Origin of the sequence: Roseburia sp. AF22-2LB, assembly GCF_003461125.1 — a bacterium.
GTDB lineage: Bacteria > Bacillota > Clostridia > Lachnospirales > Lachnospiraceae > Roseburia_C > Roseburia_C amylophila.
Genome location: NZ_QTWM01000001.1, coordinates 549,369 through 575,506, shown reverse-complemented (window position 1 = coordinate 575,506; position 26,138 = coordinate 549,369). Strand labels below are relative to the sequence as shown.

Annotated in this window: 22 protein-coding genes; 2 read left to right on the top strand and 20 right to left on the bottom strand. The window is 41.6% G+C overall.

What is annotated here, in order from left to right; genetic code table 11:
- Positions 1 to 37 precede the first annotated feature (37 nt).
- Complete coding sequence (locus tag DWX96_RS02485) at positions 38 to 1,459, bottom strand: alanine/glycine:cation symporter family protein (RefSeq protein ID WP_117840613.1); 1,422 nt, start codon at positions 1,457 to 1,459, stop codon at positions 38 to 40.
- A 160-nt stretch (positions 1,460 to 1,619) separates the two neighbouring features.
- Between DWX96_RS02485 and DWX96_RS02480 the strand changes: the two genes are divergently transcribed.
- Entirely contained in the window at positions 1,620 to 2,072 is a 453-nt protein-coding gene (locus DWX96_RS02480) for a ferritin-like domain-containing protein (RefSeq protein WP_117840611.1), read from the top strand.
- Between the two features lie 87 nt (positions 2,073 to 2,159).
- On the opposite strand, the gene DWX96_RS02475 is transcribed toward DWX96_RS02480, so the two are convergent.
- The 13 genes from DWX96_RS02475 to DWX96_RS02415 form a co-directional block, all read right to left on the bottom strand.
- Positions 2,160 to 4,058 carry a diguanylate cyclase gene (locus DWX96_RS02475; protein WP_118056411.1) on the bottom strand — a complete coding sequence of 633 codons (1,899 nt, stop codon included), beginning with the start codon at positions 4,056 to 4,058 and terminating at the stop codon, positions 2,160 to 2,162.
- 276 nt (positions 4,059 to 4,334) lie between these two features.
- Entirely contained in the window at positions 4,335 to 5,654 is a 1,320-nt protein-coding gene (locus DWX96_RS02470; RefSeq protein ID WP_117697584.1) for an aspartate kinase, read from the bottom strand.
- Positions 5,655 to 5,767: 113 nt separating this feature from the next.
- The gene (locus tag DWX96_RS02465) at positions 5,768 to 7,465 is read right to left on the bottom strand and encodes a carbon starvation CstA family protein (protein WP_117697582.1); all 1,698 of its coding nucleotides are present in this window, start codon (positions 7,463 to 7,465) and stop codon (positions 5,768 to 5,770) included.
- Between the two features lie 114 nt (positions 7,466 to 7,579).
- Entirely contained in the window at positions 7,580 to 7,936 is a 357-nt protein-coding gene (locus tag DWX96_RS02460) for a P-II family nitrogen regulator (RefSeq protein ID WP_022243940.1), read from the bottom strand.
- A gap of 23 nt (positions 7,937 to 7,959) precedes the next feature.
- Positions 7,960 to 9,201 (bottom strand): ammonium transporter, encoded by a 1,242-nt coding sequence (locus DWX96_RS02455; RefSeq protein WP_118056412.1) that lies wholly within the window; start codon positions 9,199 to 9,201, stop codon positions 7,960 to 7,962.
- 355 nt (positions 9,202 to 9,556) lie between these two features.
- Positions 9,557 to 10,219, bottom strand: a complete 663-nt coding sequence (hypB, locus tag DWX96_RS02450) for a hydrogenase nickel incorporation protein HypB (protein ID WP_022243938.1) — start codon at positions 10,217 to 10,219, stop codon at positions 9,557 to 9,559.
- Positions 10,220 to 10,240: 21 nt separating this feature from the next.
- Entirely contained in the window at positions 10,241 to 11,290 is a 1,050-nt protein-coding gene (locus tag DWX96_RS02445) for a DUF5692 family protein (RefSeq protein ID WP_117840600.1), read from the bottom strand.
- A gap of 46 nt (positions 11,291 to 11,336) precedes the next feature.
- Positions 11,337 to 11,681 carry a hydrogenase maturation nickel metallochaperone HypA gene (locus DWX96_RS02440; protein ID WP_118056413.1) on the bottom strand — a complete coding sequence of 115 codons (345 nt, stop codon included), beginning with the start codon at positions 11,679 to 11,681 and terminating at the stop codon, positions 11,337 to 11,339.
- Between the two features lie 18 nt (positions 11,682 to 11,699).
- On the bottom strand, positions 11,700 to 14,399 hold the full coding sequence (locus DWX96_RS02435; RefSeq protein ID WP_118056414.1) for an FAD-dependent oxidoreductase: 2,700 nt from the start codon (positions 14,397 to 14,399) through the stop codon (positions 11,700 to 11,702).
- A 259-nt stretch (positions 14,400 to 14,658) separates the two neighbouring features.
- Positions 14,659 to 15,948, bottom strand: coding sequence for a serine--tRNA ligase (serS, locus tag DWX96_RS02430; protein ID WP_022243934.1), 1,290 nt, complete (start codon positions 15,946 to 15,948; stop codon positions 14,659 to 14,661).
- A gap of 404 nt (positions 15,949 to 16,352) precedes the next feature.
- Positions 16,353 to 16,670, bottom strand: a complete 318-nt coding sequence (locus DWX96_RS02425; RefSeq protein ID WP_117840596.1) for a type II toxin-antitoxin system RelE/ParE family toxin — start codon at positions 16,668 to 16,670, stop codon at positions 16,353 to 16,355.
- A gap of 5 nt (positions 16,671 to 16,675) precedes the next feature.
- Positions 16,676 to 16,954 (bottom strand): type II toxin-antitoxin system Phd/YefM family antitoxin, encoded by a 279-nt coding sequence (locus tag DWX96_RS02420; RefSeq protein ID WP_022243932.1) that lies wholly within the window; start codon positions 16,952 to 16,954, stop codon positions 16,676 to 16,678.
- Positions 16,955 to 17,241: 287 nt separating this feature from the next.
- Positions 17,242 to 17,709, bottom strand: a complete 468-nt coding sequence (locus DWX96_RS02415) for a hypothetical protein (RefSeq protein ID WP_118056415.1) — start codon at positions 17,707 to 17,709, stop codon at positions 17,242 to 17,244.
- Positions 17,710 to 17,928: 219 nt separating this feature from the next.
- Between DWX96_RS02415 and DWX96_RS02410 the strand changes: the two genes are divergently transcribed.
- The gene (locus DWX96_RS02410; RefSeq protein WP_118056701.1) at positions 17,929 to 18,165 is read left to right on the top strand and encodes a helix-turn-helix domain-containing protein; all 237 of its coding nucleotides are present in this window, start codon (positions 17,929 to 17,931) and stop codon (positions 18,163 to 18,165) included.
- Between the two features lie 58 nt (positions 18,166 to 18,223).
- On the opposite strand, the gene DWX96_RS02405 is transcribed toward DWX96_RS02410, so the two are convergent.
- The 6 genes from DWX96_RS02405 to DWX96_RS02375 all read right to left on the bottom strand — a co-directional run bounded on the left by DWX96_RS02405 (position 18,224) and on the right by DWX96_RS02375 (position 26,137).
- A complete protein-coding gene (locus DWX96_RS02405; protein ID WP_118056416.1) occupies positions 18,224 to 19,477 on the bottom strand; it encodes an ABC transporter permease in 1,254 nt (417 codons plus the stop codon).
- 14 nt (positions 19,478 to 19,491) lie between these two features.
- Positions 19,492 to 21,108: a biotin/lipoyl-binding protein gene (locus DWX96_RS02400; protein WP_118056417.1), complete on the bottom strand. Its 1,617-nt coding sequence runs from the start codon at positions 21,106 to 21,108 to the stop codon at positions 19,492 to 19,494.
- The gene (locus tag DWX96_RS02395) at positions 21,105 to 21,791 is read right to left on the bottom strand and encodes an ABC transporter ATP-binding protein (protein WP_117697558.1); all 687 of its coding nucleotides are present in this window, start codon (positions 21,789 to 21,791) and stop codon (positions 21,105 to 21,107) included. Before DWX96_RS02395 ends, DWX96_RS02400 begins: the two co-directional genes overlap by 4 nt.
- Entirely contained in the window at positions 21,788 to 23,179 is a 1,392-nt protein-coding gene (locus DWX96_RS02390) for an efflux RND transporter periplasmic adaptor subunit (RefSeq protein WP_118056418.1), read from the bottom strand. The genes DWX96_RS02395 and DWX96_RS02390 overlap by 4 nt, the downstream gene beginning before the upstream one ends.
- Before the next feature lie 210 nt (positions 23,180 to 23,389).
- The gene (gene glyA / locus DWX96_RS02385) at positions 23,390 to 24,628 is read right to left on the bottom strand and encodes a serine hydroxymethyltransferase (RefSeq protein ID WP_118056419.1); all 1,239 of its coding nucleotides are present in this window, start codon (positions 24,626 to 24,628) and stop codon (positions 23,390 to 23,392) included.
- Between the two features lie 648 nt (positions 24,629 to 25,276).
- A complete protein-coding gene (locus DWX96_RS02375; protein WP_118056421.1) occupies positions 25,277 to 26,137 on the bottom strand; it encodes a DMT family transporter in 861 nt (286 codons plus the stop codon).
- Between the last annotated feature and the right edge of the window lies 1 nt (position 26,138).

Sequence of the window (26,138 nt, the reverse complement as noted above, 5' to 3'; positions counted from 1 at the left end):
AATTAGTGATCATCTAATATTCCCTTTTCCTATCTTTCTATGGCTGAATCTTATCTTTTTTTAATCCATCCATATAAACTTTGGTTTCAGCCACAACCACACCGCTCAATGCAGTAACTGCAATCAGGTTCGGCAGAGCCATCAGTCCGTTGAAAATATCTGCAATGGTCCATACAGCAGATACTGTCATAAACGGTCCGATAAATACCGCTAAGATGTATAACCAGCGGTATGCTTTTACAACAGCCTTCTTATGTCCGGTCAGATACTCCAGACAGCGCTCACTGTAATAATCCCATCCTAAGATTGTGGTAAATGCAAAGAATACCAGACATACCATCAGGATAAAGGATGCTACCTGATTTGGGAACGGAAGTCCGAGCTGGAATGCCTTGGTTGTAACAGCAACACCTTCCAAGCCCATGTCCCATGCACCGGTAAGTACGATTGCAAGACCTGTCATGGTACAGATAATCAGTGTATCAATTACAGTTCCAAGCATGGAAACCAGTCCCTGTTTTACCGGATAATCGGTCTGGGCTGCTGCAGCCGCGATTGGTGCACTACCAAGTCCTGCTTCATTTGAGAAAATACCACGGGCAATACCTTTCTGCATTGCTACAATAATACTTCCCATTGCACCACCGGCTACCGCCTTAAATCCAAAGGCACTCTTTATAATGGTTGCAAATGCTGCTGGAACCTCTGTAATATGCATCACAATAATAATTAATACAACAACCACATAAGTCAGTGCCATAAATGGTACAATGACCTGTGATACTGTAGAAATTCTCTTAATTCCACCGATGATAACAAGTGCCACACAGATGGTAAGAATAATACCTGCAATAATTACAGTCCAGGAATAAGTTCTTCCAAAGAGGTCAACTGTCCATGTGGTATCCGGGTCAAAGAAGCCCTTTACTGCACTGGTAATACCATTAATCTGTGTAAAAGTTCCAATTCCGAATAAACCTACGCCCACACCAAAGAAGGCAAATAATTTTCCAAGCCATTTCCACTTTGATCCCATTCCATTTTCAATATAATAGAATGGTCCGCCGATGATATGACCATCTTCTGCCACCACACGGTACTTGATTGCCAGTAGACACTCACTATATTTTGTGGCAGTTCCAACCAGTGCTGCTATCCACATCCAGAATAACGCACCCGGTCCACCTTCTACCAATGCAGTTGCTACTCCGACAATATTTCCGGTTCCTATGGTTGCTGATAATGCAGTGCAAAGTGCTGCAAAACTGGATACTTCGCCGGATTCGCCACTCTTTTCATTTTCAAACAAATATTTTACTGCTAATGGTAATTTTCTAATCTGAAGTCCCTTCAGGCGGATGGTAAGAAAAATTCCCACCAGAAGGATCAATACAATAAGTGGTACACCCCAGACAAAATTATCAATTTTACCAAGAATGCTGTTAATCTGGTCTAACATTTTTGTTCGCTCCTATTCTCTTTTGATTCCAATTTAAATTGTTAAATACACTTTAGCATAGCACAGTTATCAAGTGCAATCAATAATTCTATCTTTTTTTTCGCATAATTTGTATAAAAATACTCCTTTCGGGTTATATTACGGATGAGGTGATGACAAAATGATTTTAACCGAACAAGAGACTATGCTGTTAAATGATTTAAAACAGCAGGAAGAACTTTGCCGCGACAAATATGCCTTTTACAGCAGCGAAGCAAAAGACCCTGAATTAAAACAGTTATTTGAGGTCATTCAGAAAGAAGAAGCAGAACACTATGACACCATCAGCAGTCTGCTTTCCGGTGATACGCCTGATGTTGGTATAGCTGCCCCGAAGAACTATCAGCCAAACGCTGCTTACCATGCATCCAGTGAAAATGCCGACAAGAAGCACGATGCATTATTGTGCAGCGATTCCATTTCCAGTGAAAAGTATGTATCTTCCGCATACAACAACGATTTATTCAGCTTTGCTTCTCCAAAAGTCCGTCAGATTTTAAACCATATCCAGACGGAAGAACAGCAGCATGCAGAAATGATTTACCGTTATAAAACTGCAAATCAGATGGCTTAACCTGCAGATGCATTGCAACTGTCAAAAAGGCATCGGAACAGGAAATTTTTCTGCTCCAATGCCTTTCATGCTTTTTATACTTATTATTTATTTTCGCTGCTCACGGTTCTTACATTTCATCTCATACATTCGCTCATCTGCCCAGTTAATATACTGTTCCATGGATGCCTCGGTATCCGGCTCCTTCTGGTAATAACCAATACTCATAGACAGACGGTACGGCAGCTTCTCATCCCTCTGCCACTGCTTTAACAAGGCTGTTATCTGAGCTTTCTTTTCTTCAGCCTGTTCCCAGCATAAAGCATCAGAAACCACTAAGAATTCGTCCCCTCCATAACGGATAATCAGTTCCTTTTCACAGAACGCCTCCTGCAACGCCTCTGCTGCAAGGCAGATTGCCTGGTCACCCGCTTCATGACCAAACTCATCATTGATTTTCTTTAACCCGTCCATATCAGCAAAGATAAATAACAATCGACGTCTGCTGGTATTTGCCTGTTTTACCATATCTACCACAAAACGGTTGATTCCCATCCGGTTATAAACTCCTGTCAGGCTGTCGCGGACTGCCATATTATCAATGTTACGGGCAGCATTCCGAATTTCTGATACATTCTTTAACTTTTCCAATGCATTACTGATATTACGAATCCAGACATAATAATTTGGAATATGTTTTGTATCCAATGTACCGGTCAGTATCATATATCCCAGGCAATTATCCCTGAAATGAACCGGCATATAGAGATATTCCCCTGAACCTCTGCCATTCCACATTGCCGGGAACATCTGCTCACTGGTAAAAGAATAAAATTCCGGCATGCCGTCCTCATTATTTAATTTGGTTATGTATATCTTGTTTTCATAATCCCGGGTAATTGTGCGGTTACGTAAAATGCTGTTACCACGGCCGGTCATCTCATAATAAATACTCTTATTCAGGCACAGATATACATCCTCTGTCGTAAACTTTCCAATATTCTGACGGATACAGAAGATTAATTCTTCCAATGATTCGCACTCCATCATCTCATCTTCCATATTGTGTATCTGATAAGTATATTTTTCATTTTCTTTTTTTTCAAGGTATAACGTCTCTATCGCAGATGCCACACGCTTTTTGTCCTCTAAAACACAGCCACAGCTTTCATCCACTGCAACACGTGATGTCAAAATCAGTTCCTGTTTCTTCCCTGTCTCAATTTCCTGCAAAAGCAACTGCATAGCGGTATATCCCAGTGTCTCCTTGGGTCTGTCTACCGTAGTAATTCCCGGAATATAGCGCCGGGTATCATAAGAGCCATCAAATCCTGTTACTGCTATGTCCTGTGGCACCTGATATCCCAACTGTTTCAAACGGTTGCAGGCACCTAATGCCATCTCATCATTGGCACAGCAAAGTGCCCGTGGCATCCTTCCAGCCTCTTCCATGGCATCCACCACCTGTACGCCACTGTCAAAGGAAAAATCCCCATGCCATACCGCATAATCTTCTGCAGAATAGTTCTTTTCTTTCACAAAATCTTCAAATGCCTTCTGGCGGATATTACTCTCTTCATTTGTTGCATTTGCAGCTACAAAATGAATCGGATGATAGCCATGACTGTCAACATGTTCTACCATCTCCCGCATTGCCTTATAATTATCTATTCCAATCAGGCTTAAGCCTTCTACCTTTTCCTCAAAGCTTACTGCAGGAATGCCAGCGTGACGTATTCTTCGAATAATTTCCTCTTTTGTTGGTTTCTCCCAAATTGTATTTGTCGCAAAAATTACGCCATCAAAACGCGAAAGATTAGCCAGCGAATATATTTTATTTTCTCCAAGCACATGCTTATCCGAAATCTCACTCCCTGCCTGACAGGTAAAAATAGAGATTGCATAGTTTGCTTCCTTTGCCTTACGAATAATACCATTAATTAATCTGGTCTGATATTCACTATTCCATCCAGCTAAAAAGACTGCAATATTACCCAGTTCTTCCATTATATTCCCTCCAGCATATTTCTTTTATTTTACCACAAATATTCCGACTTTCCACCTGCTTTTTATGAAACTCTTTAAATTTATTTACCAGACATTTATCCCACATTCTCGTGCCTGCGACGGTCGCTTGCGACATCTACCTTATACGCTGCAGTGCGCATCCTCGCGGAGCATTTTTTACTTTACAGGAAAGCAATTTCCTGTAAAGCAAAAAAAGACCTGCAAAATAACAGGTCTCTTTTTCTACATCTTCTTTATATATTTTCTTTAGGTTTCTTATAACTGTGTTGTTACGAAAATATCGTAAATTGCTTTGATGGCATTTTCAAAATCAGAATTACTTACCCCGATGATAATATTTAACTCAGATGACCCCTGGTCAATCATCTTTACATTGACATTTGCATGTGCCAGTGCTGAGAAGATTCTTCCGGATGTTCCTCTGGTGGAACGCATACCGCGTCCTACAACTGCAATCAGGGCGATGTTAGACTCTAATTCTACGCTGTCCGGCTTTGCAAGGCGGTGAATTGCAGATACAACTGCCTGTTCCTTGCCTTCAAATTCCGGCTGATGTACAAATACGGTCATGGTATCAATACCAGATGGCATATGTTCAAAATTAATACCGTTTTCTTCAAATGCAGAAAGCACTTTACGTCCAAAACCAACTTCTGAATTCATCATATCTTTATCAATATTTACAGATACAAAGCCTTTCTTTCCGGCAATACCGGTAATGGTATATTTGGACTGGTGACAGGTTGTTTCCACAATCCATGTTCCCTCATCTTCCGGTGCATTGGTATTACGGATGTTGATTGGAATACCGGCTTTACGAACCGGGAATACTGCATCTTCATGTAATACGCTTGCTCCCATGTAGGAAAGCTCTCTTAACTCACGGTATGTAATTACTTTAATTGGTTCCGGATTGTCAATAATTCTTGGGTCTGCAATCAGGAAACCGGAAACATCCGTCCAGTTCTCATATGCTGTTGCATGTACTGCTTTTGCAACAATAGAACCAGTAATATCAGAGCCTCCTCTGGAGAAGGTCTTAACACTTCCGTCCGGCATGGAACCGTAAAATCCAGGAACTACAGCACGTTCAACCTTGGAAAGACGTTTGCTCAACACTTTATCTGTCTTGTCTGCATCAAAGTTACCATCTTTATCAAAGAAGATTACTTCTGCCGCATCCACAAATTCATAGCCTAAATAGTTCGACATTACAATTCCATTTAAATATTCGCCTCTGGAAGCTGCATAATCAGAACCTGCCTTGGCTGCAAAGTTCTTCGCAATTACTTCAAACTCATCTTTCAGAGAAAGCTTTAAGTTCAGTCCGTTAATAATGGAATCATAACGTTCTGCAATCTTTTTTAATTCCTTATCGAAATCCTCATCATTTTCCGCCAGAGCATAACATGCATATAACATATCTGTTACCTTGGTATCTTTGGAATTTCGTTTTCCCGGTGCACTTGGTACAACATAGCGGCGTTCCGGGTCTGATGTGATAATCCTGCCTACTTTTGCAAACTGTGTTGCACTTGCAAGTGAACTTCCACCAAATTTAACTACCTTAATCATCGTCATTTGCTCCTTTACTATCTCATAACTCAAGATTGTATCTTATTTTTCCCCATTTGAAAAGAAGTAAATGTAATTTCCATTTAAAAATTTCAATTTAATTTCTATTCAATTTATGCTTCTTCCTGTTTTTTGGTCTTTAACAGTTTGGTAAAGCAGCTTGCTGCTACCATAACACCTAATACCATCAGAAGAACTGCAACAACGAGCTGCAAACCATCTACTAAGAATACTGCAGTTCCATTCATTACATTGCTTACCAGTGCAATGAATTTCTGAACCAGTGCAGTAAAGGTTACTGCCAGCATGCTTACCATTGGTACATACAGTGTCCAGCCGGTACGTCCGGTAGTCTTTAAGAATACAGCCAGTGCAATCAGAACAAGTGCTGCAAGTAACTGGTTTGCAGAACCAAACAGCGGCCATACATTGTTGTATCCGCCCAGTGTTAATAAGTATCCAAAGAATAAGGTTACGATTGTTGCGAAATATTTATTGGTTAATACTCTGCGGACACCACCCATTTTTGCAGGGTCTGTTGTATCCTCATAGAATAATTCCTGAAAGGACATTCTTCCGATACGTGCTACAGAATCCAGTGAAGTAAGTGCTAATGCAGATACACACATGGTCATAAATACAGTTGCCACATCATTTGGTACCCCTAACATCTCAAGGAAGCCTGCAACACCGGATGAGAAGATTGCAAATGGTGTTCCATCTGGTTTTGTACCATTTACAGCTACTGCACCAACAACGACCAATACGATAATTCCAAGTAATGACTCTACTACCATTGCGCCATAACCAACCATAGGCATATCTTTTTCATTGCGGATGGTCTTAGATGATGTCTCAGAAGATACCAGACTGTGGAATCCGGAAACAGCACCGCAGGCAATGGTTACAAATAGGGTCGGGAACAGATAGGATTTACTTCCGTCTGCTCCGGTTAAAACGAATCCGTTAAATGCATTTAACTGCATTGCAGGATGTGCAACTACTACACCAACAACTGCGCCGATAATCATACCAAGAAGCATAAAGGTTGTCATATAATCTCTTGGCTGCATCAAAAGCCACATTGGAAGTACCGATGCTAAGAATAAGTAAATCATGATAATGTAGATCCACATGGTCTTATTGGTATAGATTGGAAGTTTCATACCTACTGCAAACATTACTACGATTAATGCAATTGCAACGATACCTTTTACGATTTCGTTCATCTTTGGTGCTTTCTTTAAGATAATACCAAGGATAACTGCAACACCAATAAATAGCATGGAAACGGTTGCAGCTGCACCGTTAGCATATACAGCATTACCATCACCTGCCGGATATGCATTGAAGGTTCCGGCAACCATATCTGTAAATGCTGCGATTACCAAAAGGGTAAATAACCAGCAGAATAACATGAAAAGTTTTCTTCCCATCTTACCGATGTACTTTTCAATAATCATACCCATGGATTTTCCCTCATTCTTAACTGATGCGTACAGAGCACCGAAGTCCTGTACTGCTCCGAAGAACAATCCACCAACTACTATCCATAAGAATACAGGTACCCATCCGAACACACTGGCAAGGATTGGTCCCGTTACAGGGCCTGCACCAGCGATAGATGAGAACTGATGTGAGAATACGGTAAATCTGGATGAAGGAACAAAGTCCTCTCCGTCTTCATATTTTACTGCAGGGGTTTCAGCTTTCGGGTCGATTCCCCATTTCTTAGCCAGCCAGCGTCCATAAAGTAAATAACCGGCAGCCAACAATACGATGGCTATTAATACAATAACTAAACCATTCATTTTCAAATTCCTCCTCATATGAATTATTTAATTATTGTTTTTACTCCCTTTTAAATTTAATGTCAAGGTCTAAATTTAATCAATTTTGTATTACTTTTTTAATCTATCCTTCCTTTAATCGTTGCTCTGTAATGCGTCATAGCCGGTCTCTCCGGTACGGATTTTCTGGGCGGAGCGAATCTCATAGCTGAAGATTTTGCCATCGCCGACTTCTCCGGTAAAGGCTGCCTTCTGAATGGCTTCGATGGTCTTTTGTTCCCATTCTTCGGAAGATACTACGATTTCAAATTTGATTTTCGGAAGCATCTGCACTGCCACTTCCATGCCCCGGACGATTTCCTTATATCCTCTCTGCACACCACAGCCCATAACCTGCGATACCGTAATACCGTTGACTCCGATGGCATTTAATGCTGCTTTTACATCTTCGAATTTTTCTTCCCGCACAATTGCATCTATTTTAATCATCATATCTGATTATCTCCTTTTCTATCCTACTGGTCTAATCCGTTGAAGCTTGGGTAAGCATTTTCTCCATGCTGTGTTACATCCAGTCCAAGCTGTTCTTCTTTTAAGCTCACACGAAGCGGAGTAAAGATTCTTACCACTGCTACACAAAGCAGGGTACCAACCACTGCAATTACAATGGTAATTAAAATTCCTTCCAGCTGTGCCAGAAAAAGGCGGTAATCTCCAAACACCAGACCATCCCATTTTGCAGTACTGTTAATGGATTTCTGTGCAAAAATTCCGGTAGCAATTCCACCCCAGATACCGCCGATTCCATGGCATCCAAATGCATCCAGCGCATCATCAATTTTCAGTTTTTTCTTAATAAGTGCAACTCCGAAGTAACAAATCGGGCTGACCAAAGCTCCGATAATAAATGCTGACCAGATTGGAACAAATCCTGCACCCGGTGTAATTGCCACAAGCCCTACCACAAGCCCGGTGGATGCGCCTACCAGGGTTGGCTTTCCTTCTTTTACAACATCAATAAACATCCAGGATAATAAGGCTGCTGCTGCAGAAATTGCAGATGTCATAAATGCATGGGCTGCCAGTCCATCGGCTGCCAGTGCACTTCCTGCATTAAATCCAAACCAGCCAAACCATAAAAGAGATGCTCCTAATACAACAAACGGGATATTATGAATACGATAAGTTACCTGCTCATAACCACGTCTTCTACCAAGTATGATTGCCAGAACCAATGCACTGACTCCGGAGCTGATATGTACCACATCTCCTCCGGCGAAATCAACAGAACCAATGGCTGCTAAAAGTCCACCTTCTCCCCAGACCATATGTGCCAGTGGATAATATACAACAAAGGACCATAATGTCACAAAGAGAAACAGTGCCTTAAACTTCATTCTTCCTACTAAGGAACCGGTAATCAGTGCCGGTGTAATCATGGCAAACATCATCTGGAACGCACAGAATAATAGATGTGGAATAGTCTCTGCATAAGGACCTGCTTCCCAGCCTACACCATTCAAGGCTATCCAGCGGAAATCTCCGATGATACCCCCATGGTTGCCACCAAATGCAAGGGAATAACCAAACAGTGTCCAGAGCACTACTGACAATCCCATGATTGCCACACATGCCATCATCGTGTTACATACATTCTTTCTTCGTACAAGACCTCCATAGAAAAATGCAAGTCCCGGTGTCATAAAAAACACAAGTGCTGTTGCAATCAGCATAAAGGCTGTATCTCCAGTATTCATATCTAATCCTCCTTCTTTTCACTTGAGAAACTCTTTATGCGAGTAGCGCACGGAGCAAAGCATGTGCCTTGGCACATTCTCGTGCCTGCGGCGGCCGCTTGCGATATCTGCCTTATACGCCGCAGTGTGCATCCTCGCGGAGCGTTTTTTACTTTACAGGAAAGCAATTTCCTGTAAAGTAAAAAAAAGATGCCAAAAACACGTTTTCGTGTTTTTGACATCTTCGTCTACAGCTAGGACTATAGCACTTTTCTATCCCTATTGCAAGGGCATTTTTTAATCAATTAATTATTTTTTGTTCTTTTGCCAGTTTTTTTGTGATGTTTCCGGCTGTTTTCTCACCCAAAAGGATACTTTATTTCATCCATTTATCTGCTTCTTCTTTCAGCCAGGAGTACCATGCTTCCATTCCCTCTCCGGTCTTTGCGGAGATTGGGAATATCTTAAGATTCGGATTCCGTTTCCATGCATACTCCTTTACCTTATCCATATCAAAGTCAAAATATGGCAGCACATCAATTTTATTGATAATAAGTGCATCGCATACAGTAAAGATTAATGGATATTTCAATGGCTTGTCGTGTCCTTCCGGTACGGACAAAATCATTGCATTCTTCACTGCTCCGGTATCAAACTCTGCCGGGCAGACAAGGTTTCCTACATTTTCAAGGATAGCAATATCTACATCCTCCGTGCCAAGCTCCTTCAAGCCCTGTCTGGTCATGTCTGCATCCAGATGGCACATACCGCCGGTATGAAGCTGCACAACCTTTGCCTTTGTCTTATCAGCAATCGTCCATGCATCTACATCGGAATCAATATCCGCTTCCATGACTCCTACCCGGTAGTCCTTTAACAGCTCATTGACCGTTGGCACCAGGGTAGAAGTCTTGCCACTTCCCGGTGAAGACATCAGATTTAAGAGAAATGTTTTCTCTCCCTTTAACTGTTCTCTTAAACTGGCAGCATCCTTATCATTATTTTCAAATATACTTCTTTTTACTTCAATTACTTTCATTTCCAGTTCCTCAATTATACCCTATTTTACATCTGCTCTTGCCAGTGCATCTTTATAATACTTGAAGTCTGTAAATACTTCGTTGGTATACGGATTCTTCTTATTCTTTACAGATTTGTAAATGATGTATCCTAAAGCAATGGCATTTACAATCAGTGCCAGTGCGCTGACGATTGTCATTGCGGTCGGATCTGCATTGTTCGAAGTTCCTGCTACAATGCCATTTACCGTTCCGTCTGCATACTGTCTGGAAATGGTTGCCCATGGATAATAGGTTGTTCCATCGGCAGCAGTCTCCTGAAACAGTGGAAAAATCTGTGCAAACATACACCAGATTGCCAGTGTATTTGCACGGTTCATAATCCAGCCACCCTTGTTCCAGATTAATGCTGCAATAGTAGGTGCCAAAAGCAGTGCTACACCACAGAACCAGGAGTGGGTTGGCAGACAATTGTAGGTATAAGCAAAGTTCCAGATATCATATACTACAATGTAAACCCAGATCATATCCGGCCAGATCATATCTTTCTTGTCTTTGGAGGAATATACTTTCCACCAGCCTGTCATGCAAAGGATATTTAAGATTCCTGCGATTCCGTTCATTACGTTGTGCCAGCCACCATAGAGCCATACATCTTCGGAAGATAACCACCAGGAATACCAGCCGTTGATTGCAGATTCGAAATCGCTGGCTACTGCAATCAAAATATTAATTGCTACAATTACAAACGGGAATGCGCGGAACCACTGTTTCTTTCCAATGCCCCATTCATACTTAATCATCATAAAGCCGATACATCCGGCAAGTGCTGCATACAGTTTTGCATAATGGAACCATCCATTCATATAAAGATGTGTCTGGTTATTTACTGCCCATTCTACGCCCTGTCCTGCGCATACTGCAATTACAACAAAGTAAACGGTAAGTGCCAGCGGAATAATTCCAAACATCATAAGTCCACCAAACTTGGTTCTTCTTGCAAACTCATTTAATAAAATAAGTCCGGCTAAGACTGCCAGCATGGCAATCCACTGATAAATTCCATTTCCTCCATAAACATGAAACAACATTTTAACCCCTTCTTTCTTTGATAAATATTTTATCCGAAAGCCTGCCTCAGCAGGCCTCCATTTCTTTGATACTGCATTCATTTCCCGTCAGCAGATAGGTGTCATCACTCTTACAGTACGGACATTGTCTGCCGAATTTTACAGTCGGATAAGTTTTTTTGCAATGTTCACACATGGTTACCGCCGGAAGCGTCTCGATACGCAATTCCGATTCCGATAACAGGTCCGATTTCTTCCGGTAATAGTCCCAGCAGTCTAAAAGGTATTCCGGGACAATTCCGCTGACTTCTCCAATTTCCAAAGTAACAGAACCTATCTTCGTCACTTCATTTTCTTCTGCTACTTCCTTTAATGTTTTGGAAATATGAATGATAATTCCCAGTTCATGCATACACTCACATCCTGCTTTTTATTTCTTCCTGCCTTTGAATTTAATCTTAATCTCACGCTTTAACATATATGGGAAGATTGCCTTTAACTTGTCTTCTGATTTTACCATGCGGCTTGCATCCGGCAGGTCACGGCTTAAGTGGATGGCATCAAATTCGCACTTCGTTGTACAGATTCCGCAGCCGATACACTTATTCGGGTCTACTACGGTAGCACCACAGCCTAAGCAGCGGTTTGCTTCTTTCTGTACCTGCTCCTCGGTAAAGGTGCTTCGTAAATCACGGAAAGTATGCTTTGCATCTCCAGCCTTATGTCCCGGCACCTGACGTTTTGCATTGTCAAAGGTCTCAACTTTAATATTGTCTTTATCCAGCTCAATGAATTGTCTTCTGTTACGTCCCAAAGTAAGGCTCTGTCCTTCATGAACAAAACGGTGAATAGATACACAGCCTTCTTTTCCTGCTGCAATGGCATCAATGGCAAATCTTGGTCCGGTATAGTTATCTCCTCCGGTAAAAATATCTGGCTCTGCGGTCTGATATGTTACCGGGTCTGCCTTTAAGGTTCCGTTCGGATTAAATTCCACTTTGGTTCCTTCTAATAAAGCCCCCCACTTAATAGACTGTCCAATGGATAATAATACCTGGTCACAAGGAACCGTTAATAATTCTTCTTCGTCATATTTTGGTGCAAACCGTTTATTCTCATCCAGTACAGCGATACATTTTTTGAATACCACTGCTGTTACTTTGCCATTCTCGGTAAGGATTTCCTTTGGTCCCCAGGAATTATTAACTGTAATGCCTTCCTCTTCTGCTTCTACCACTTCATCATCTGCTGCCGGCATGATATCCCTGGATTCCAGACAGAACATGGATACTTCAGAAGAGCCTGTACGGAGTGCTGTTCTTGCAACATCTACTGCTACATTTCCTCCACCGATTACTACGGTCTTGCCGGATAATTTCACGCCTTCTTCATTTAAGTTGACACGACGTAAGAAGTCTACTCCGGTTTCTACGCCTACGGCGTCTTCTCCCGGTACTCCGGTCATACGTCCACCCTGTGCACCAATTGCTATGTAAAATGCTTTATACCCCTGTTCACGCAGCTGTGCTATTGTGATGTCCTCGCCAACTTCTACGCCGCACCTGAATTCTACCCCCATCTCGCGCAGCACATCGATTTCTGCATTGATCACATCTTTTTCCAGACGGAAAGACGGAATACCATTCATCAGCATACCACCCGGTCTTTTTTCTTTTTCAAATACAGTTACCGGATATCCCATCTTCTTTAAATAAAAGGCTGCTGACATTCCTGCCGGACCTGCCCCGATTACCGCTACCTTCTCCTCAAAAGGCTTGCCGGAATAATTTAACATTGGCGGAATATAGCGTTTTTCAGCATGAAGTTCCTGTTCCGCAATAAATTTCTTGATTTCATCAATAGCAACTGCCTGGTCAATAGTTCCTCTGGTGCAGGCGTCCTCGCACCGGCGGTTACAGATTGCACCACAGACTGCCGGGAACGGATTCTCCGTCTTAATCAGCTTTAATGCATCCAGATATCTTCCCTGGGATGCCATCTTAATATAGCCCTGTACCGGAAGATGTGCCGGACATGCTGTCTTACATGGTGCAGTACCGGTATCATAGCAGTTAATCTGGTTATCATCCTTATAATTCGGATTCCATTTCTCCGGTCCCCACTTCGTAGTATCCGGAAGTTCCTGCTGTGGATAAGTGATATGTCCGCCATCTCTGGTACATAGTTTCTGTCCAAGCTTTGCTGCTCCGGCCGGACAGTACTCTACGCATCTTCCGCAGGCTACACATTTCTCCGGCTCTACACTGGCACGGTATGCGGAGCGTGACATATTCGGTGTGTTGAAAAGCTGGGATGTACGCAGTGCATTACATACACCAACTGCACAATTACAGATTGCAAAGATTTTATCTTCACCATCGATGTTTGTTATCTGATGGACATAGCCATTATCCTCTGCACGCTGCAGAATCTCCATTACTTCATCATAATCAATGTAACGGCCCTTTCCGGTCTCTACACAGTAATCTGCCATGTCGCCGACACCGATACACAAATCATCCTCTAAGTCTCCGGTTCCCTCCCCACGGATTCGCTGCTGACGTCTGCAGGAACATGCGCCAACGGAATATTTATCATATTTATTGAGCCAGTGGGAAATATGCTCCACGCTTGCCGACTGCTGGTTTGCCGGGATTGCTTTTTCTACCGGAATAACATGCATTCCGATTCCTGCTCCACCCAGCGGAACCATAGGTGTAACTTTCTCCAGCGGAAGTTTTGACATCTGTTCAAAGAAATCTGCAATCTCCGGATGTGTTTCCACCTGCTCTTTATTCATTACCATGAATTCTGCACAGCCCGGAACAAACATTGGCAGTATGTACTGCTTATGATGGTCTTCATTTTCCCGGTTGTATTCAATCAGTCCGATGACACTCATCTGCTCTAACAGTTCTTCGGTCCGTTCTACGCTCTTCTTACATTTCTTTGCTACTTCTGCTGCGGTAGCCGGTACTCTGACTTTCATTGCCAGTGCAACTTCTGCCATCTCATCCGTTACCACTCCGGCAAGTCCCCAGTATTCCGGGTCATTTTCCGTAACTTTCACTCCGATTCGGTCTGTAATTTTCTGACCGAGTTTCAGAATCAATTCTCTTGGTTCTGCCATGTGCCCCTCCTTTGTATGATACCTGTATTGCTCCCCTCACAGGTTGTTTTTTGTCGTGATTCATCACAGTATTTGTATATATTATACAATATCCGGTTATTTTTATCAATAATTATCACACTTTTCACAATAGTTCTTCATAAAAAAGAAACTGTGTCTTGTGAATTTTATACACAAAACACAGTTTCCTGTTTCTTTTGATTTTCTCACTGTTTGAAACTCATTTTCTAAAATCAGTTTCCAAAATTCTTATTTTCTATTAATCCAGTGGAATCAGTTTTTCTTTTCCACCCATATATGGCTGCAATGCCTTTGGAATATTTACGCTTCCGTCCGCATTGAGGTTGTTCTCTAAGAACGCAATCAGCATACGAGGTGGTGCAACTACAGTATTATTTAAGGTATGTGCGAAATATTTATTTCCATCCTTGCCTTTGACACGGATTTTCAGTCTTCTTGCCTGTGCATCGCCTAAGTTAGAGCAGCTTCCTACTTCGAAGTATTTCTTCTGACGTGGAGACCATGCTTCTACGTCACAGGATTTCACTTTCAAGTCTGCTAAGTCTCCGGAACAGCACTCAAGGGTACGTACCGGAATATCTAAGCTGCGGAACAAATCTACGGTATTCTTCCAGAGCTTGTCATACCACTCTTTGGACTCTTCCGGCTTACATACAACAATCATTTCCTGCTTCTCAAACTGGTGGATACGATATACACCACGTTCTTCAATACCATGTGCTCCTTTTTCTTTACGGAAACATGGAGAGTAGCTGGTCAGAGTATATGGAAGTTTTTCTTCATCATTGATGGTATCAATGAATTTACCAATCATGGAATGCTCAGAAGTACCAATCAGATACAAATCCTCGCCTTCGATTTTATACATCATGGCATCCATTTCATCAAAACTCATAACACCGGTTACAACATTGCTCCGAATCATAAATGGTGGTACACAGTATGTGAATCCACGGTCAATCATAAAATCTCTTGCATAAGAAATAACTGCAGAATGTACTCTTGCAATGTCTCCCATCAGATAGTAGAATCCATTTCCCGCAACTTTTCCTGCTGCGTCCAAATCAATACCATGGAAACGATCCATGATATCGGTATGATATGGAATTTCAAAATCCGGAACAACCGGCTCACCAAATTTTTCAATTTCTACGTTACAGGAATCATCTTTTCCAATCGGAACGGATGGGTCTATGATGTTTGGAATTGTCATCATAATCCTGGTAATCTTTTCCTGTAAATCTTTTTCCTGCTCTTCTAACTCTGCAAGGCGGGCTGCATCTTTGCTTACCTGCTCTTTTAATGCCATAGCTTCGTCTTTCTTGCCCTGTCCCATCAATGCACCAATCTGCTTGGAAATACTGTTACGGTTTGCACGTAATGCATCTGCTTCCTGCTGTGCACTTCTTGCCTGCTCATCTAACTCAATTACCTCGTCTACCAGTGGCAATTTGTGATCCTGGAATTTCTTCTTAATGTTCTCTTTTACGATGTCCGGATTTTCCCGTAAGAATTTTAAATCAATCATCTTTGTTCTCCTTCTTTGATATCATGTGCTTTTTTTGAAAATTTTATAGGATTGATTCGTAAGCATGCGATTTTTCTCGCTACTCGCATAAAAAATGCCTTCCATCCCATGCATTTTCATACATGGGACGAAAGGCTTATCTACCGTTCCGCGTTGCCACCCATTTTGCCGCATCACATTTACGTCTTCTCTTCTTTGCCTGCGACCACTTCATTGCGTATCATAAGGGGTACGAACCCGTGGCTTTCACCACCAGCCTCCGAAAGTGGACCAATTGCTTCCTAATACCGGCTCACACCAGCCGCCGGCTCTCTGAATTATTCCGTCAATCTTAGCTTTCGTCAAACGCTGTTTTTACTCTGTTTCCTATTATAGCGCGGAGATTGGATTTACGCAAGGGAATTCTACAATCCTCTGATTATATTTAAGTAATCCTGGCGCTGATCAACAACAGCATAGATTATAACTCTTTTATTTTCTTCATTTATCTTATAGAAAACCAGATTTTTTTCCAATATCAACACCCGATGCCCTTGTCTTTTCAATACCAGATAATGCGGTTCTCCCCCCTTTAATGGATGAACCGCCAAATCAAGAATATTCTGTTCCAGTTCTTCTAATTTTTCCAGTGCAACCTTATTACCAAAATTTTCGGCTATATACAATACGATTTTTCTAATCTGCGCATCTGCCGTTTCTGTACGAACAACTTCATATTTCAATAATTCTATTCCTCCCCAAGCATTTGTCTTAAATCATCAAATGTTTCACGAACCGGTGCTACTCTACCATTCTTTACATCATCTTCCGCTTCTGTAAGAATTTCCAAAAGTTCTATTCTTGACTTCATTCTTTTATATTCCTCATACGAAAGAGAGACTGTATCACCACGACCGTTTACTGTGATTATAACCGCTTCATTTTCTTCTCTGCATTGTTTTGAAATTTCACTATAATGATTTCTTAAATCTGCAGATGGTCGTATTGTTTCCTGTAATGCATGCATAAAAAACACCTCCGCCTATATTATAGTCACATCATATCATAATTTGACTATGTTATCAAGTTTTCCCTTTTTTACTTATTGTAAAGTGAATTTTTAATTCCAGTTTTTTGAATTCTAAAATGGACTGGAATTTAATTTTCCAATTCACCTCAATTATTCACTGGATGCTTGGTAATAGCAAAAATCGCCTAAACCTCACGGTTTAAGCGACTTTTCTTTTAAGAAAATTTTTGCTGTTCTTTATATCCAAAATACTGTGTTGTTGAAAATCATGATGAATTAAAATGCTAGTCAATAACTGTAACATCTCCATCCCATATATATTTATTTTCACCAGATTCATTCTTAACTCTATAATAAATGGAATCTTCTTCCGAATTTTCATAAACTTCGTAAACATTAAATTCTGTTCCATAATCATATAGCATAATTTCACCATACGCAAAATCTGTAGGTTTTTCCGAAATATATGCTCCATTTTCACTTGTAACCTTCACCCGAAACAGCACCGGATCCTCCGTTTCTGTCTCCGTCACAGCCTCGGTCTCTGTCACGACCTCATTTTCTACCTTTGCCTCCGTTGCCGTCTCACTCTCTGTCTCAGTTGTGACAACTGCTTCGGTCACTTCTGTAGCAGCTGGATTTGCCTGCTCCTTCGTGCTACCGCAGGCTGTAACTGATATTGCCATAAGTATCGTTAATACTCCTGTCATAACTTTTTCCGCTATTGCTGTTAAAATCTTTCTGTTTTTCATAAATGTCCGCCTTTCCTTTTTATCTTCCTTTTATCATTTGAACTGTTCTCTATTTTAGTACATATATTTACTAAAATCAATAGTAAACATCTTTATTATGATAAATTAAAAAAGTCCTCTGCAAGACCTATTATTTTTAGGATATATTCTGGATTTTTTGAGAATTATAGAAATTTATTTTTGAAAAATTCCGGATTTATTTTCAGATTTGGAGATTATATGGATTACATACAGCGAATGCGCGATTTACGCGAAGATCATGACAAAACCCAGCAGGAAATTGCCGACGTTCTCGGAACTTCCCAGACCATGTATGCCCGTTACGAACGTGGTGCTAACGAGCTTCCTATCCGCCATCTGCTGAAGCTTTGCCATTACTATCAGGTTTCTTCTGATTATTTTCTTGGTCTTTCTGATATAAAAACAGCTCATTTACACCATGACAGTAAAACCTAAAAAGAGGAAAATTCAATGAAATCTGAATTTTCCTCTTTTTTTACACGTTTTCTATTTTTTACTCGTGACGCAATGCCTCGATTGGGTCTAAGTTTGCTGCCTTATAGGATGGCAGAAGACCGAAAATAATTCCGATAATCATGGAGAATACCACGCCGCCTACGGCTGCCGGTGCACTGATGGCAACCGGTGTGGTACTAAGTTTTGAGATAATCTCAGCTAATATGATTCCCACCAGAACTCCAATCAATCCGCCTAAACTGGTAAGTACTGCTGCCTCGGTTAAGAACTGTCCTAAGATAACAGACTTTCTTGCTCCGATTGCTTTCTTCAGACCAATCTCACTGGTACGCTCCGTTACGGATACCAGCATGATATTCATTACACCGATACCGCCAACCAGAAGGGAAATTCCAGCAATCCAGATTAACATAGTATTGGTGGACTGGCTCAACTGCTGAATTTGTTTTGCCTGCTCCAGTAAGTCTTCGGATTTGTACTTAATGGTATCATCCGATGTTGCAAGATAGCCATTTAAAATATCGGCACTCTTCTTTCCTGCATTGGTCATATCGCTGGTGCTCTTTGCTTTAATGAGGACCTGCTGTGGTTCGTCATAACGATAGATAATCGGCCAGGTTACAGATGGTACATAAATCTTACCACTGCTGTCCTGGGAATAAGTATAATAATCATCAATGGAATTGATAACCGGCTCGAACTGCTCGCTCTTGGTTACAATTCCTACAACAATATATGGCTGCTGCTTAATCTCAATGGTCTTTCCAATTGGATTCTCACCCTGAAATAATGCTTCTGCAGAATCTTCATCTAAGATTGCGACCTTTGCAAAATCACTGTAGTCCTCTTCGGTAAAGCAGCGTCCGCTCTTCATAATCATTCCCGCAGTATTAAAGTAGCCATTGTCTACACCCATAATATAACCGCCGGAAAGAGAAGTATTTTTATAGTATGCTCCATCATAATCCTGTCTGGAAAGGAATAAAGATGCATCCTCTACTTCATCCAGATCTTTAATCTGCTCCAGTGCTTCATTTGTAATTACCGGAATTCCACCCGGTACGCTTCCATAGGAAAAATCCATGGAATAATCTCCCTGATACAACTGCACTGTAACATTGTTATCGCCTGCGCCAATCAGGTTCTGCTCAATCTGTTCATTTGTTCCTTTAATCGTAGATACAATTGCAATAATCGCTGCAATACCAATAATAATACCCAGCATAGTTAAGAAGGAACGCATCTTGTGTGACCAGATACCCTGAAAAGATAATCTTAAATTTTCTAACATGTTCGTCCCTCCTACTAATACATTTCAGTTCCGGAATCTTCATCCTTATTGGTTTTGACTCCTTCTTTTGCTGTCTTGCCATATGGAAAAGCAAGATAATCATCCATTGTAACTCCGGATTTGATTTCTACTGCATATCCGTATATGGTCTTTCCTGTCTTCACATACTGCTTTACCAGATGACCGGTTCCATCATCCTTCATGACATAGCTCTTACCATCTTCCTTACGCACATACGCTTTATCCAGATAAATCTTATCAGAAGCATCTTCATCTCCGCCAAGATTGATGGAAAGGCTTAAGTTATCTCCATTGCTAAGTCCGGTACTGTCTTCAATATATGCAGTATAACCATAATAGGAGGCATTTGGATTACCACTGCCATAATATCCATTTGCATCTTCCGGGTAATCATTAATCTCTGTTATCGTTGCATCGAATACCATTCCGGTGCTCCAGGAGGTTGCTGTAACACTCTGTCCCACCTTCACCTGTTCCAATGCAAGCTCATTTAGTATTCCTTTTACATATAGACCATCTGAACCGGAAAGTGTCAAAAATGCACTTCCATCATTTGGAAGATTATCCGGATCTCCTGCTTTCTTTACGGTACCATTAAACTCAGCATAAACCATTCCATCTTCTGACTGGCTTTCCATCTGTTTCAACGCAAGCTCCGCTTTTCTTTTATCCAGATCAAGCTTAGTCAGTTCTTTTTCTTTATCCGCAATCTCTTTTGCCAGTTCATCTGCCGTATATCCGCTCTGCTGGTTATCATCCGGTACAGATGGTGTATCCGGTACAACCGGTTCGACCGGGGTATCCGGAACATCCGGCTCATTGATTACTTTACTTCCATTAATAACATACCATTTTGCATCCGGGTCTGCTTCCTCTAAAGCTGCGCCGACTTTTGTCCATGCACTGATTAAGGTTCCGGCTACGGTATTTCCGTCATGAATTTCAAATACCGCAACCTTCCCCTCACTTTTCAATGTATTCAGATAGCTTCCATAGACATATGCTTCCTTTGTACATAAGAAGCGGTATGGATTCTCCTGGCTTCCATCTCCGGTATATGGTTGCGCCGTTGTTGAAATATAATTATAGGCATCTCCGTTCTTCTCTTCTACCGTATCCGGTGTGGTTACAGAAGTATCCGTAGATGGTGTTTCCGGTGCTGATGGTGTCACACTGTCTACAGACGGTGTACTTGTTGTGGTATTGCTGACCGGCTTGGTATTTTTAAGCTTTTCCAATTCCTTCTGTGCTACAGCAATATTATTTTCGATTGTCTGGATGTCTAATTTCTTCATCTCAATTGCAAGGTCAATATTGGTCATATCATACTGTAACAGTGGGTCACCTTCGGATACTTCCTGTCCTTCTGTTACAAATACTTTCTGAACGGTCTGCTCTGTGCTGACATAAACATCCTGCTGCTGTCCATTGGTCACGGTTCCGTCACTTTCCATGCTGTCACCCCAGAAACCAGTATTTAACATGGATACTGACTGTACCTCTGCTACCAGCTTACTGTTCTGGTATGCCCGGTATCCTACTACTCCTCCGGTGATTCCACCTCCGGTTAAAACTACGATTAGAATTGCAATTACAACTTTCTTTTTCATGCCTTGCCCTCCTCATCGTCTGTAAATATTTCTCCGTCTACTATATGGAGGATTCTCTTTGCCTGTTTTGCAATGTTAATATCGTGGGTAATCATGACAATGGTAACGCCCTCATCATTCAGGCTCTGGAACAATTCCATAATCTGTTTACCGGATTTCTGGTCCAATGCTCCGGTCGGCTCGTCTGCCAGTAAAATCTTCGGATTATTTACCATGGCACGGGCAATTGCCACTCTCTGCTTCTGTCCACCGGAAAGCTGTGTCGGGCGGAATCCGGAACGGTCTCCTAAGCCTACACGCTCCAATGCCTTCTGTGCTCTTTCTTTCCGTTCTTTCTTCTTTACACCGGCATAGCTCAGCGGAAGTGATACGTTATCCAGTGCACTTTCCCTTGGCATCAGCTGAAAACTCTGGAATACAAATCCAATACTGTTCAGTCGGACAGCCGACATCTCACGGTCTTTTAAGTTTAAGACATCCTTTTCTGCCAGTTCATAGGTTCCGGAAGTCGGTCTGTCCAGACATCCGATAATATTCATCAATGTTGTCTTTCCGGAACCGGACGGTCCCATGATAGCAACATATTCTCCTTCTTCTACCTGTAAAGATACATCCTTCAATACCGGAACTACCAGTTTATCCTGATTGTAATCTTTATAGATATGCTGCAGATTCAGAATCATTCAACCACCTCCGAATCTGTCGCACCTGACTCGCCGCTATCTGTAAATTCAGTTCCGGCTTCATCATACATTCCTTCGTCCATGTATTCGGTTCCGTCAGTATTATACATACCTTCATCCATGTACTCAGTTCCGGCTTCATCATACATTCCCTCATCCATACCGGAATCATCTGTAGATTCCTGATTATATAATGGAGAAGAATAATCTACTTCTTCCATATTGGTAACTGCAGCTACACCCTCATACAGTCCCTGCATTGGGAATGCAATCAGGTCATCTTCAGAAAGTCCGGATTTAATCTCATATTCACCCAGATTTTCATCATACTCGCCTAATTCCACTTTACGTTTTTCCAGACGGTTCTTCTTATCTGCTGCCCACACATATGGATCTCCATCATCCTGCACAATATAATAGTCATACAGCCAGAGTCCTTCTTTTTCCTCTGCTGTACCCTGTCCGTAATCCGGCTCTATATATAAATGCTGTCCTAACATCAGTCCATCTGTACTGTCCAAAGTAACATAGAATGAATACTTGGACGCAGAATCTCCGGAGCTGCTTCCATCATACATATAAGCAGAATTACTGTCTGTCTGAGTGCTTTCAGTATCAATCTTGGAAATACTTCCTGTCCAGGTCTGCGTATCGTCTAATCTGGAACGTAAAATAACCGGTGTTCCCTCGGATATTGTTCCTACAGAAGTCTCATCAATCGTTCCTTTTACACGGTACTCGCCTGTAGCTAATATTTTCATATATGCTGCAGTATTTCCATCGGAATCCACCCCGTTTTCATTGATTACTTTTACAACACCAGCCAGCTTACTGGTTACTTCTGAGTTGTCGATGGATTTCTGGTATTTGTCAATCTCTGCCTGTTTGCTTTTCTTATTATATTCTGACTGCTTAATGGAAGTCTGCAGTGTCTGAATCTGTGTGGTATATTCAAACTGCTGGTCTTCCGGTGCACTTGCTTTTTCTTTCTGTAATTCTGCAATCTGTGCATTTGAATTAGAAATGTCATTTGCAATGCCTTCCATCTCAAGCTTTGCCTGGTCTATCTGCATCTGCAAATCTTCTGTATCATAGGAAAATAATACGGTTCCCTCTTCTACTTCATCGCCAACGGAAACGTATACTTCCTTTACCTTACGTTCGGAATCCCTATTTATCTCTAAGGTCTCCTGTGGTTCTACCACACCACTGTAACGGTTATTGACTCCTGCTGACTGATTCATGATTGCAGATACTTTTTCTACATATACCTTGTCTGCCGAATTTCCACCGCTGCTTCTTCCCTTTAGGAAATAGAATCCTACTCCGGCTGCAACTACTGCCACTGCAATAACTCCAATAATAATGCCTACCTTCTTTTTGCTCATCTGTCTCCTCCTGAATAATTCCTTTTTCCTGCCTTTTACCTGTAGAAACTGCCGTTGGCAGCTTTTTATGGGTGCCTGACTTCGAAAAAAATAGCCGTAAAGCTTTCATACTTTACGACTATTTTATCATTTTCTTATTCGAAATACAGCGTGGATAATTCCTAAGATTTCTTAAGAAATCATTAATTTCCCGACAAAAATTTTTACGATTTATTTCAGAGGATATTTTGCAGTTAACTCTGATACGATTGCTCTTGCTTTTTCAGAAGCTGCCTCGCCCTCTTTAATCATCATGGCAATTGCCTCTGCAATCTTGTCCATATCTTCTGTATTCATGCCTCTTGATGTAACAGCTGCAGTACCAAGACGAACGCCGCTGGTTACGAATGGAGACTTCGGATCATTCGGAATGGTATTCTTATTACATGTGATGTTTACAGCATCTAATAATTTTTCTACTGCCTTACCTGTCAAATCATAATTAGTAAGGTCTACTAACATCAGATGGTTGTCAGTTCCGCCGGATACAATCTTGATATCACGGCTTAATAATCCCTTGCAAAGTGCCTGGGCATTATCAATAATACCCTGCTGATATACCTTGAATTCCGGCTGTAACGCTTCTTTTAAGCAGACTGCCTTTGCTGCAATGACATGCATTAAAGGTCCACCCTGGATTCCCGGAAATACTGCCTTATTAAAGTTATATTTATCTGCTGCTTCCTGATTGCAGAGAATCATTCCGCCTCTTGGTCCTCTTAAGGTCTTATGGGTTGTTGTTGTTACAACATCTGCATATGGGATTGGGCTTGGATGAAGTCCTGCTGCAACAAGTCCTGCGATATGTGCCATATCAACCATAAGAACTGCACCACAGGCATCTGCAATTTCACGGAATTTCTTGAAATCAATGGTTCTTGCATATGCAGATGCACCTGCAATAATCATCTTTGGCTTACATTCCATTGCAATCTTCATTACGTTATCGTAGTCAATGAAGCCTTCATCATTTACACCATAAGGTACAATATGGAAATAAGTTCCAGAAAAGTTTACCGGGCTTCCGTGTGTTAAATGTCCGCCGTGGTCTAAGTTCATTCCCATTACGGTGTCACCCGGTTTTAAAATTGCGAACTGTACAGCCATGTTTGCCTGAGCACCGGAATGTGGCTGTACGTTTACATAGTCACAGCCAAACAGCTCTTTTGCTCTCTCAATTGCCAGATTCTCTACAATATCAACGCAGTCACATCCGCCGTAATATCTCTTTCCCGGATAGCCTTCTGCATATTTATTAGTCATTACACTGCCCATTGCTGACATTACTGCCGGGCTTACCCAGTTCTCAGATGCGATCAGCTCAATGTGGCTGTTCTGACGGTCAAATTCTTTGGTAATGGCATCTGCAACTTCCATGTCCACTGCCTGAATATCTTCTAATGTATACATGTTTCTTCTCCTTCTCTATGTGATTTTCTTTAGGCGATTGCGAAAGGGGACAGCTTTTCTTTCAAAATTTTGCTATGAAAGGGGATTTGGAGTTATTTGTACTGGAATGCCAGCAGTTCTTAAGTGTATGTTTTGCTTGATTGTAAACTGTCTTTCCGTTGCTTTGACGGGGTCGCTGTACTGTCCGCCAACTGCAGATGCGGCATAAAGCCTGCAAGGAGCACTAAGAATTTCGGCATGGACATCGTACATTCCGGCAACCGGCGCAAATTCACATCCATGTTCAATTGCGCCTCGCTGGCACGTCCCTGTGCCAGCGTTGCCAAAGAACAGACGAAATTCTAAGTGCCCCTAACAGCCCTTATCATGCATCTGAAGTTGACGACCAATGCAGCGACGATGTCAAACATTGGAAAGACTGTTTTTATCGCATCAAGCAAAATATACCTTTTAGAACTACGGGATTTCAGTGCAGACTCCAATGCCCTTTCTATAGAAAAATTTGAAAGACTGGTTATCCAATTTCGCAATCGCCCAATATATTTACTTTGAGTATCATTATAAGTGATAGCCTGATTCAACGCAACTGTAATTTTACGCATTACCGTAAAAAAGTGCATTTTCAGATATCTTTTCCAGTTCCCTTTTCTAGGTGTCGTGTTTCATATTATACTGCCACTTAAATATGGCAGTTCCAATGATTACAATATAGCCTGCAATACTGAGGACATCCGGTATCTGATCCAGGAACAGAATGCCAAGAAGTGCCGCAAAGACAATCTGGGTGTAATCAAAAACAGATATCTCTTTTGCCGGTGCTTTCGTATATGCTGTGGTAATGCAGATCTGTCCGCCTGCTGCACATACGCCAGCCAGCATAAGGCAGACAAACTGTGTCATGCTCATAGGCTTATATCCGATGATAAAAAATGGCAATGTGACAACACAGGAAAAGAGTGAAAAACAAAGGACAATAACCGGTCCCTTCACTCCCATTTTTCCCAATTTACGCACATAGGTATAAGCAATTCCTGCACCCAGTCCGCCCAGTGCTCCAATCAGTCCGTAAACAAACTGTATATCAAAGGATGGCTTAATGACAAGTAGTGCTCCGGTAAATGCCAGCACAACTGCTCCCCATTCTACTTTATTTGCCTTTTCCTTTAAGATAAAGGTTGACATAATAATTGCAAAGAAAGGCGATAACTTATTTAACATATTGGCATCTGCAATATTCAGCCGGTCAATGGCATAGAAATTACAGATTAATCCTACCGTTCCGCAGAAGCTTCGCATGAAGAGTCCGCCCCAGCTTTTCTTTGGTGCATAGAATGGCTCTTTTGCCCGGATGAGCAGAAAAGCTGCCACAATGGCAGCTACTGCATTTCGGAAAAAAGCCTTTTCCATCGTAGGCAGGTCTCCTGACAGCCGGACAAAAAATGTCATCAGTGCAAAGAAGAAGCCTGCTCCTATAATAAATAAAATTCCCTGTCTTTTTTCCTGTTTCATA

What these genes read in the sequence shown, in the direction of transcription:
- DWX96_RS02485 (WP_117840613.1), bottom strand. Translation starts at nt 1,459, where the DNA reads ATGTTAGACCAGATTAACAGCATTCTTGGTAAAATTGATAATTTTGTC.
- DWX96_RS02480 (WP_117840611.1), top strand. Translation starts at nt 1,620, where the DNA reads ATGATTTTAACCGAACAAGAGACTATGCTGTTAAATGATTTAAAACAG.
- DWX96_RS02475 (WP_118056411.1), bottom strand. Translation starts at nt 4,058, where the DNA reads ATGGAAGAACTGGGTAATATTGCAGTCTTTTTAGCTGGATGGAATAGT.
- DWX96_RS02470 (WP_117697584.1), bottom strand. Translation starts at nt 5,654, where the DNA reads ATGATTAAGGTAGTTAAATTTGGTGGAAGTTCACTTGCAAGTGCAACA.
- DWX96_RS02465 (WP_117697582.1), bottom strand. Translation starts at nt 7,465, where the DNA reads ATGAATGGTTTAGTTATTGTATTAATAGCCATCGTATTGTTGGCTGCC.
- DWX96_RS02460 (WP_022243940.1), bottom strand. Translation starts at nt 7,936, where the DNA reads ATGATGATTAAAATAGATGCAATTGTGCGGGAAGAAAAATTCGAAGAT.
- DWX96_RS02455 (WP_118056412.1), bottom strand. Translation starts at nt 9,201, where the DNA reads ATGAATACTGGAGATACAGCCTTTATGCTGATTGCAACAGCACTTGTG.
- hypB (WP_022243938.1), bottom strand. Translation starts at nt 10,219, where the DNA reads ATGAAAGTAATTGAAGTAAAAAGAAGTATATTTGAAAATAATGATAAG.
- DWX96_RS02445 (WP_117840600.1), bottom strand. Translation starts at nt 11,290, where the DNA reads ATGTTGTTTCATGTTTATGGAGGAAATGGAATTTATCAGTGGATTGCC.
- DWX96_RS02440 (WP_118056413.1), bottom strand. Translation starts at nt 11,681, where the DNA reads ATGCATGAACTGGGAATTATCATTCATATTTCCAAAACATTAAAGGAA.
- DWX96_RS02435 (WP_118056414.1), bottom strand. Translation starts at nt 14,399, where the DNA reads ATGGCAGAACCAAGAGAATTGATTCTGAAACTCGGTCAGAAAATTACA.
- serS (WP_022243934.1), bottom strand. Translation starts at nt 15,948, where the DNA reads ATGATTGATTTAAAATTCTTACGGGAAAATCCGGACATCGTAAAAGAG.
- DWX96_RS02420 (WP_022243932.1), bottom strand. Translation starts at nt 16,954, where the DNA reads ATGCATGCATTACAGGAAACAATACGACCATCTGCAGATTTAAGAAAT.
- DWX96_RS02415 (WP_118056415.1), bottom strand. Translation starts at nt 17,709, where the DNA reads ATGAAAAACAGAAAGATTTTAACAGCAATAGCGGAAAAAGTTATGACA.
- DWX96_RS02410 (WP_118056701.1), top strand. Translation starts at nt 17,929, where the DNA reads ATGGATTACATACAGCGAATGCGCGATTTACGCGAAGATCATGACAAA.
- DWX96_RS02405 (WP_118056416.1), bottom strand. Translation starts at nt 19,477, where the DNA reads ATGTTAGAAAATTTAAGATTATCTTTTCAGGGTATCTGGTCACACAAG.
- DWX96_RS02400 (WP_118056417.1), bottom strand. Translation starts at nt 21,108, where the DNA reads ATGAAAAAGAAAGTTGTAATTGCAATTCTAATCGTAGTTTTAACCGGA.
- DWX96_RS02395 (WP_117697558.1), bottom strand. Translation starts at nt 21,791, where the DNA reads ATGATTCTGAATCTGCAGCATATCTATAAAGATTACAATCAGGATAAA.
- DWX96_RS02390 (WP_118056418.1), bottom strand. Translation starts at nt 23,179, where the DNA reads ATGAGCAAAAAGAAGGTAGGCATTATTATTGGAGTTATTGCAGTGGCA.
- glyA (WP_118056419.1), bottom strand. Translation starts at nt 24,628, where the DNA reads ATGTATACATTAGAAGATATTCAGGCAGTGGACATGGAAGTTGCAGAT.
- DWX96_RS02375 (WP_118056421.1), bottom strand. Translation starts at nt 26,137, where the DNA reads ATGAAACAGGAAAAAAGACAGGGAATTTTATTTATTATAGGAGCAGGC.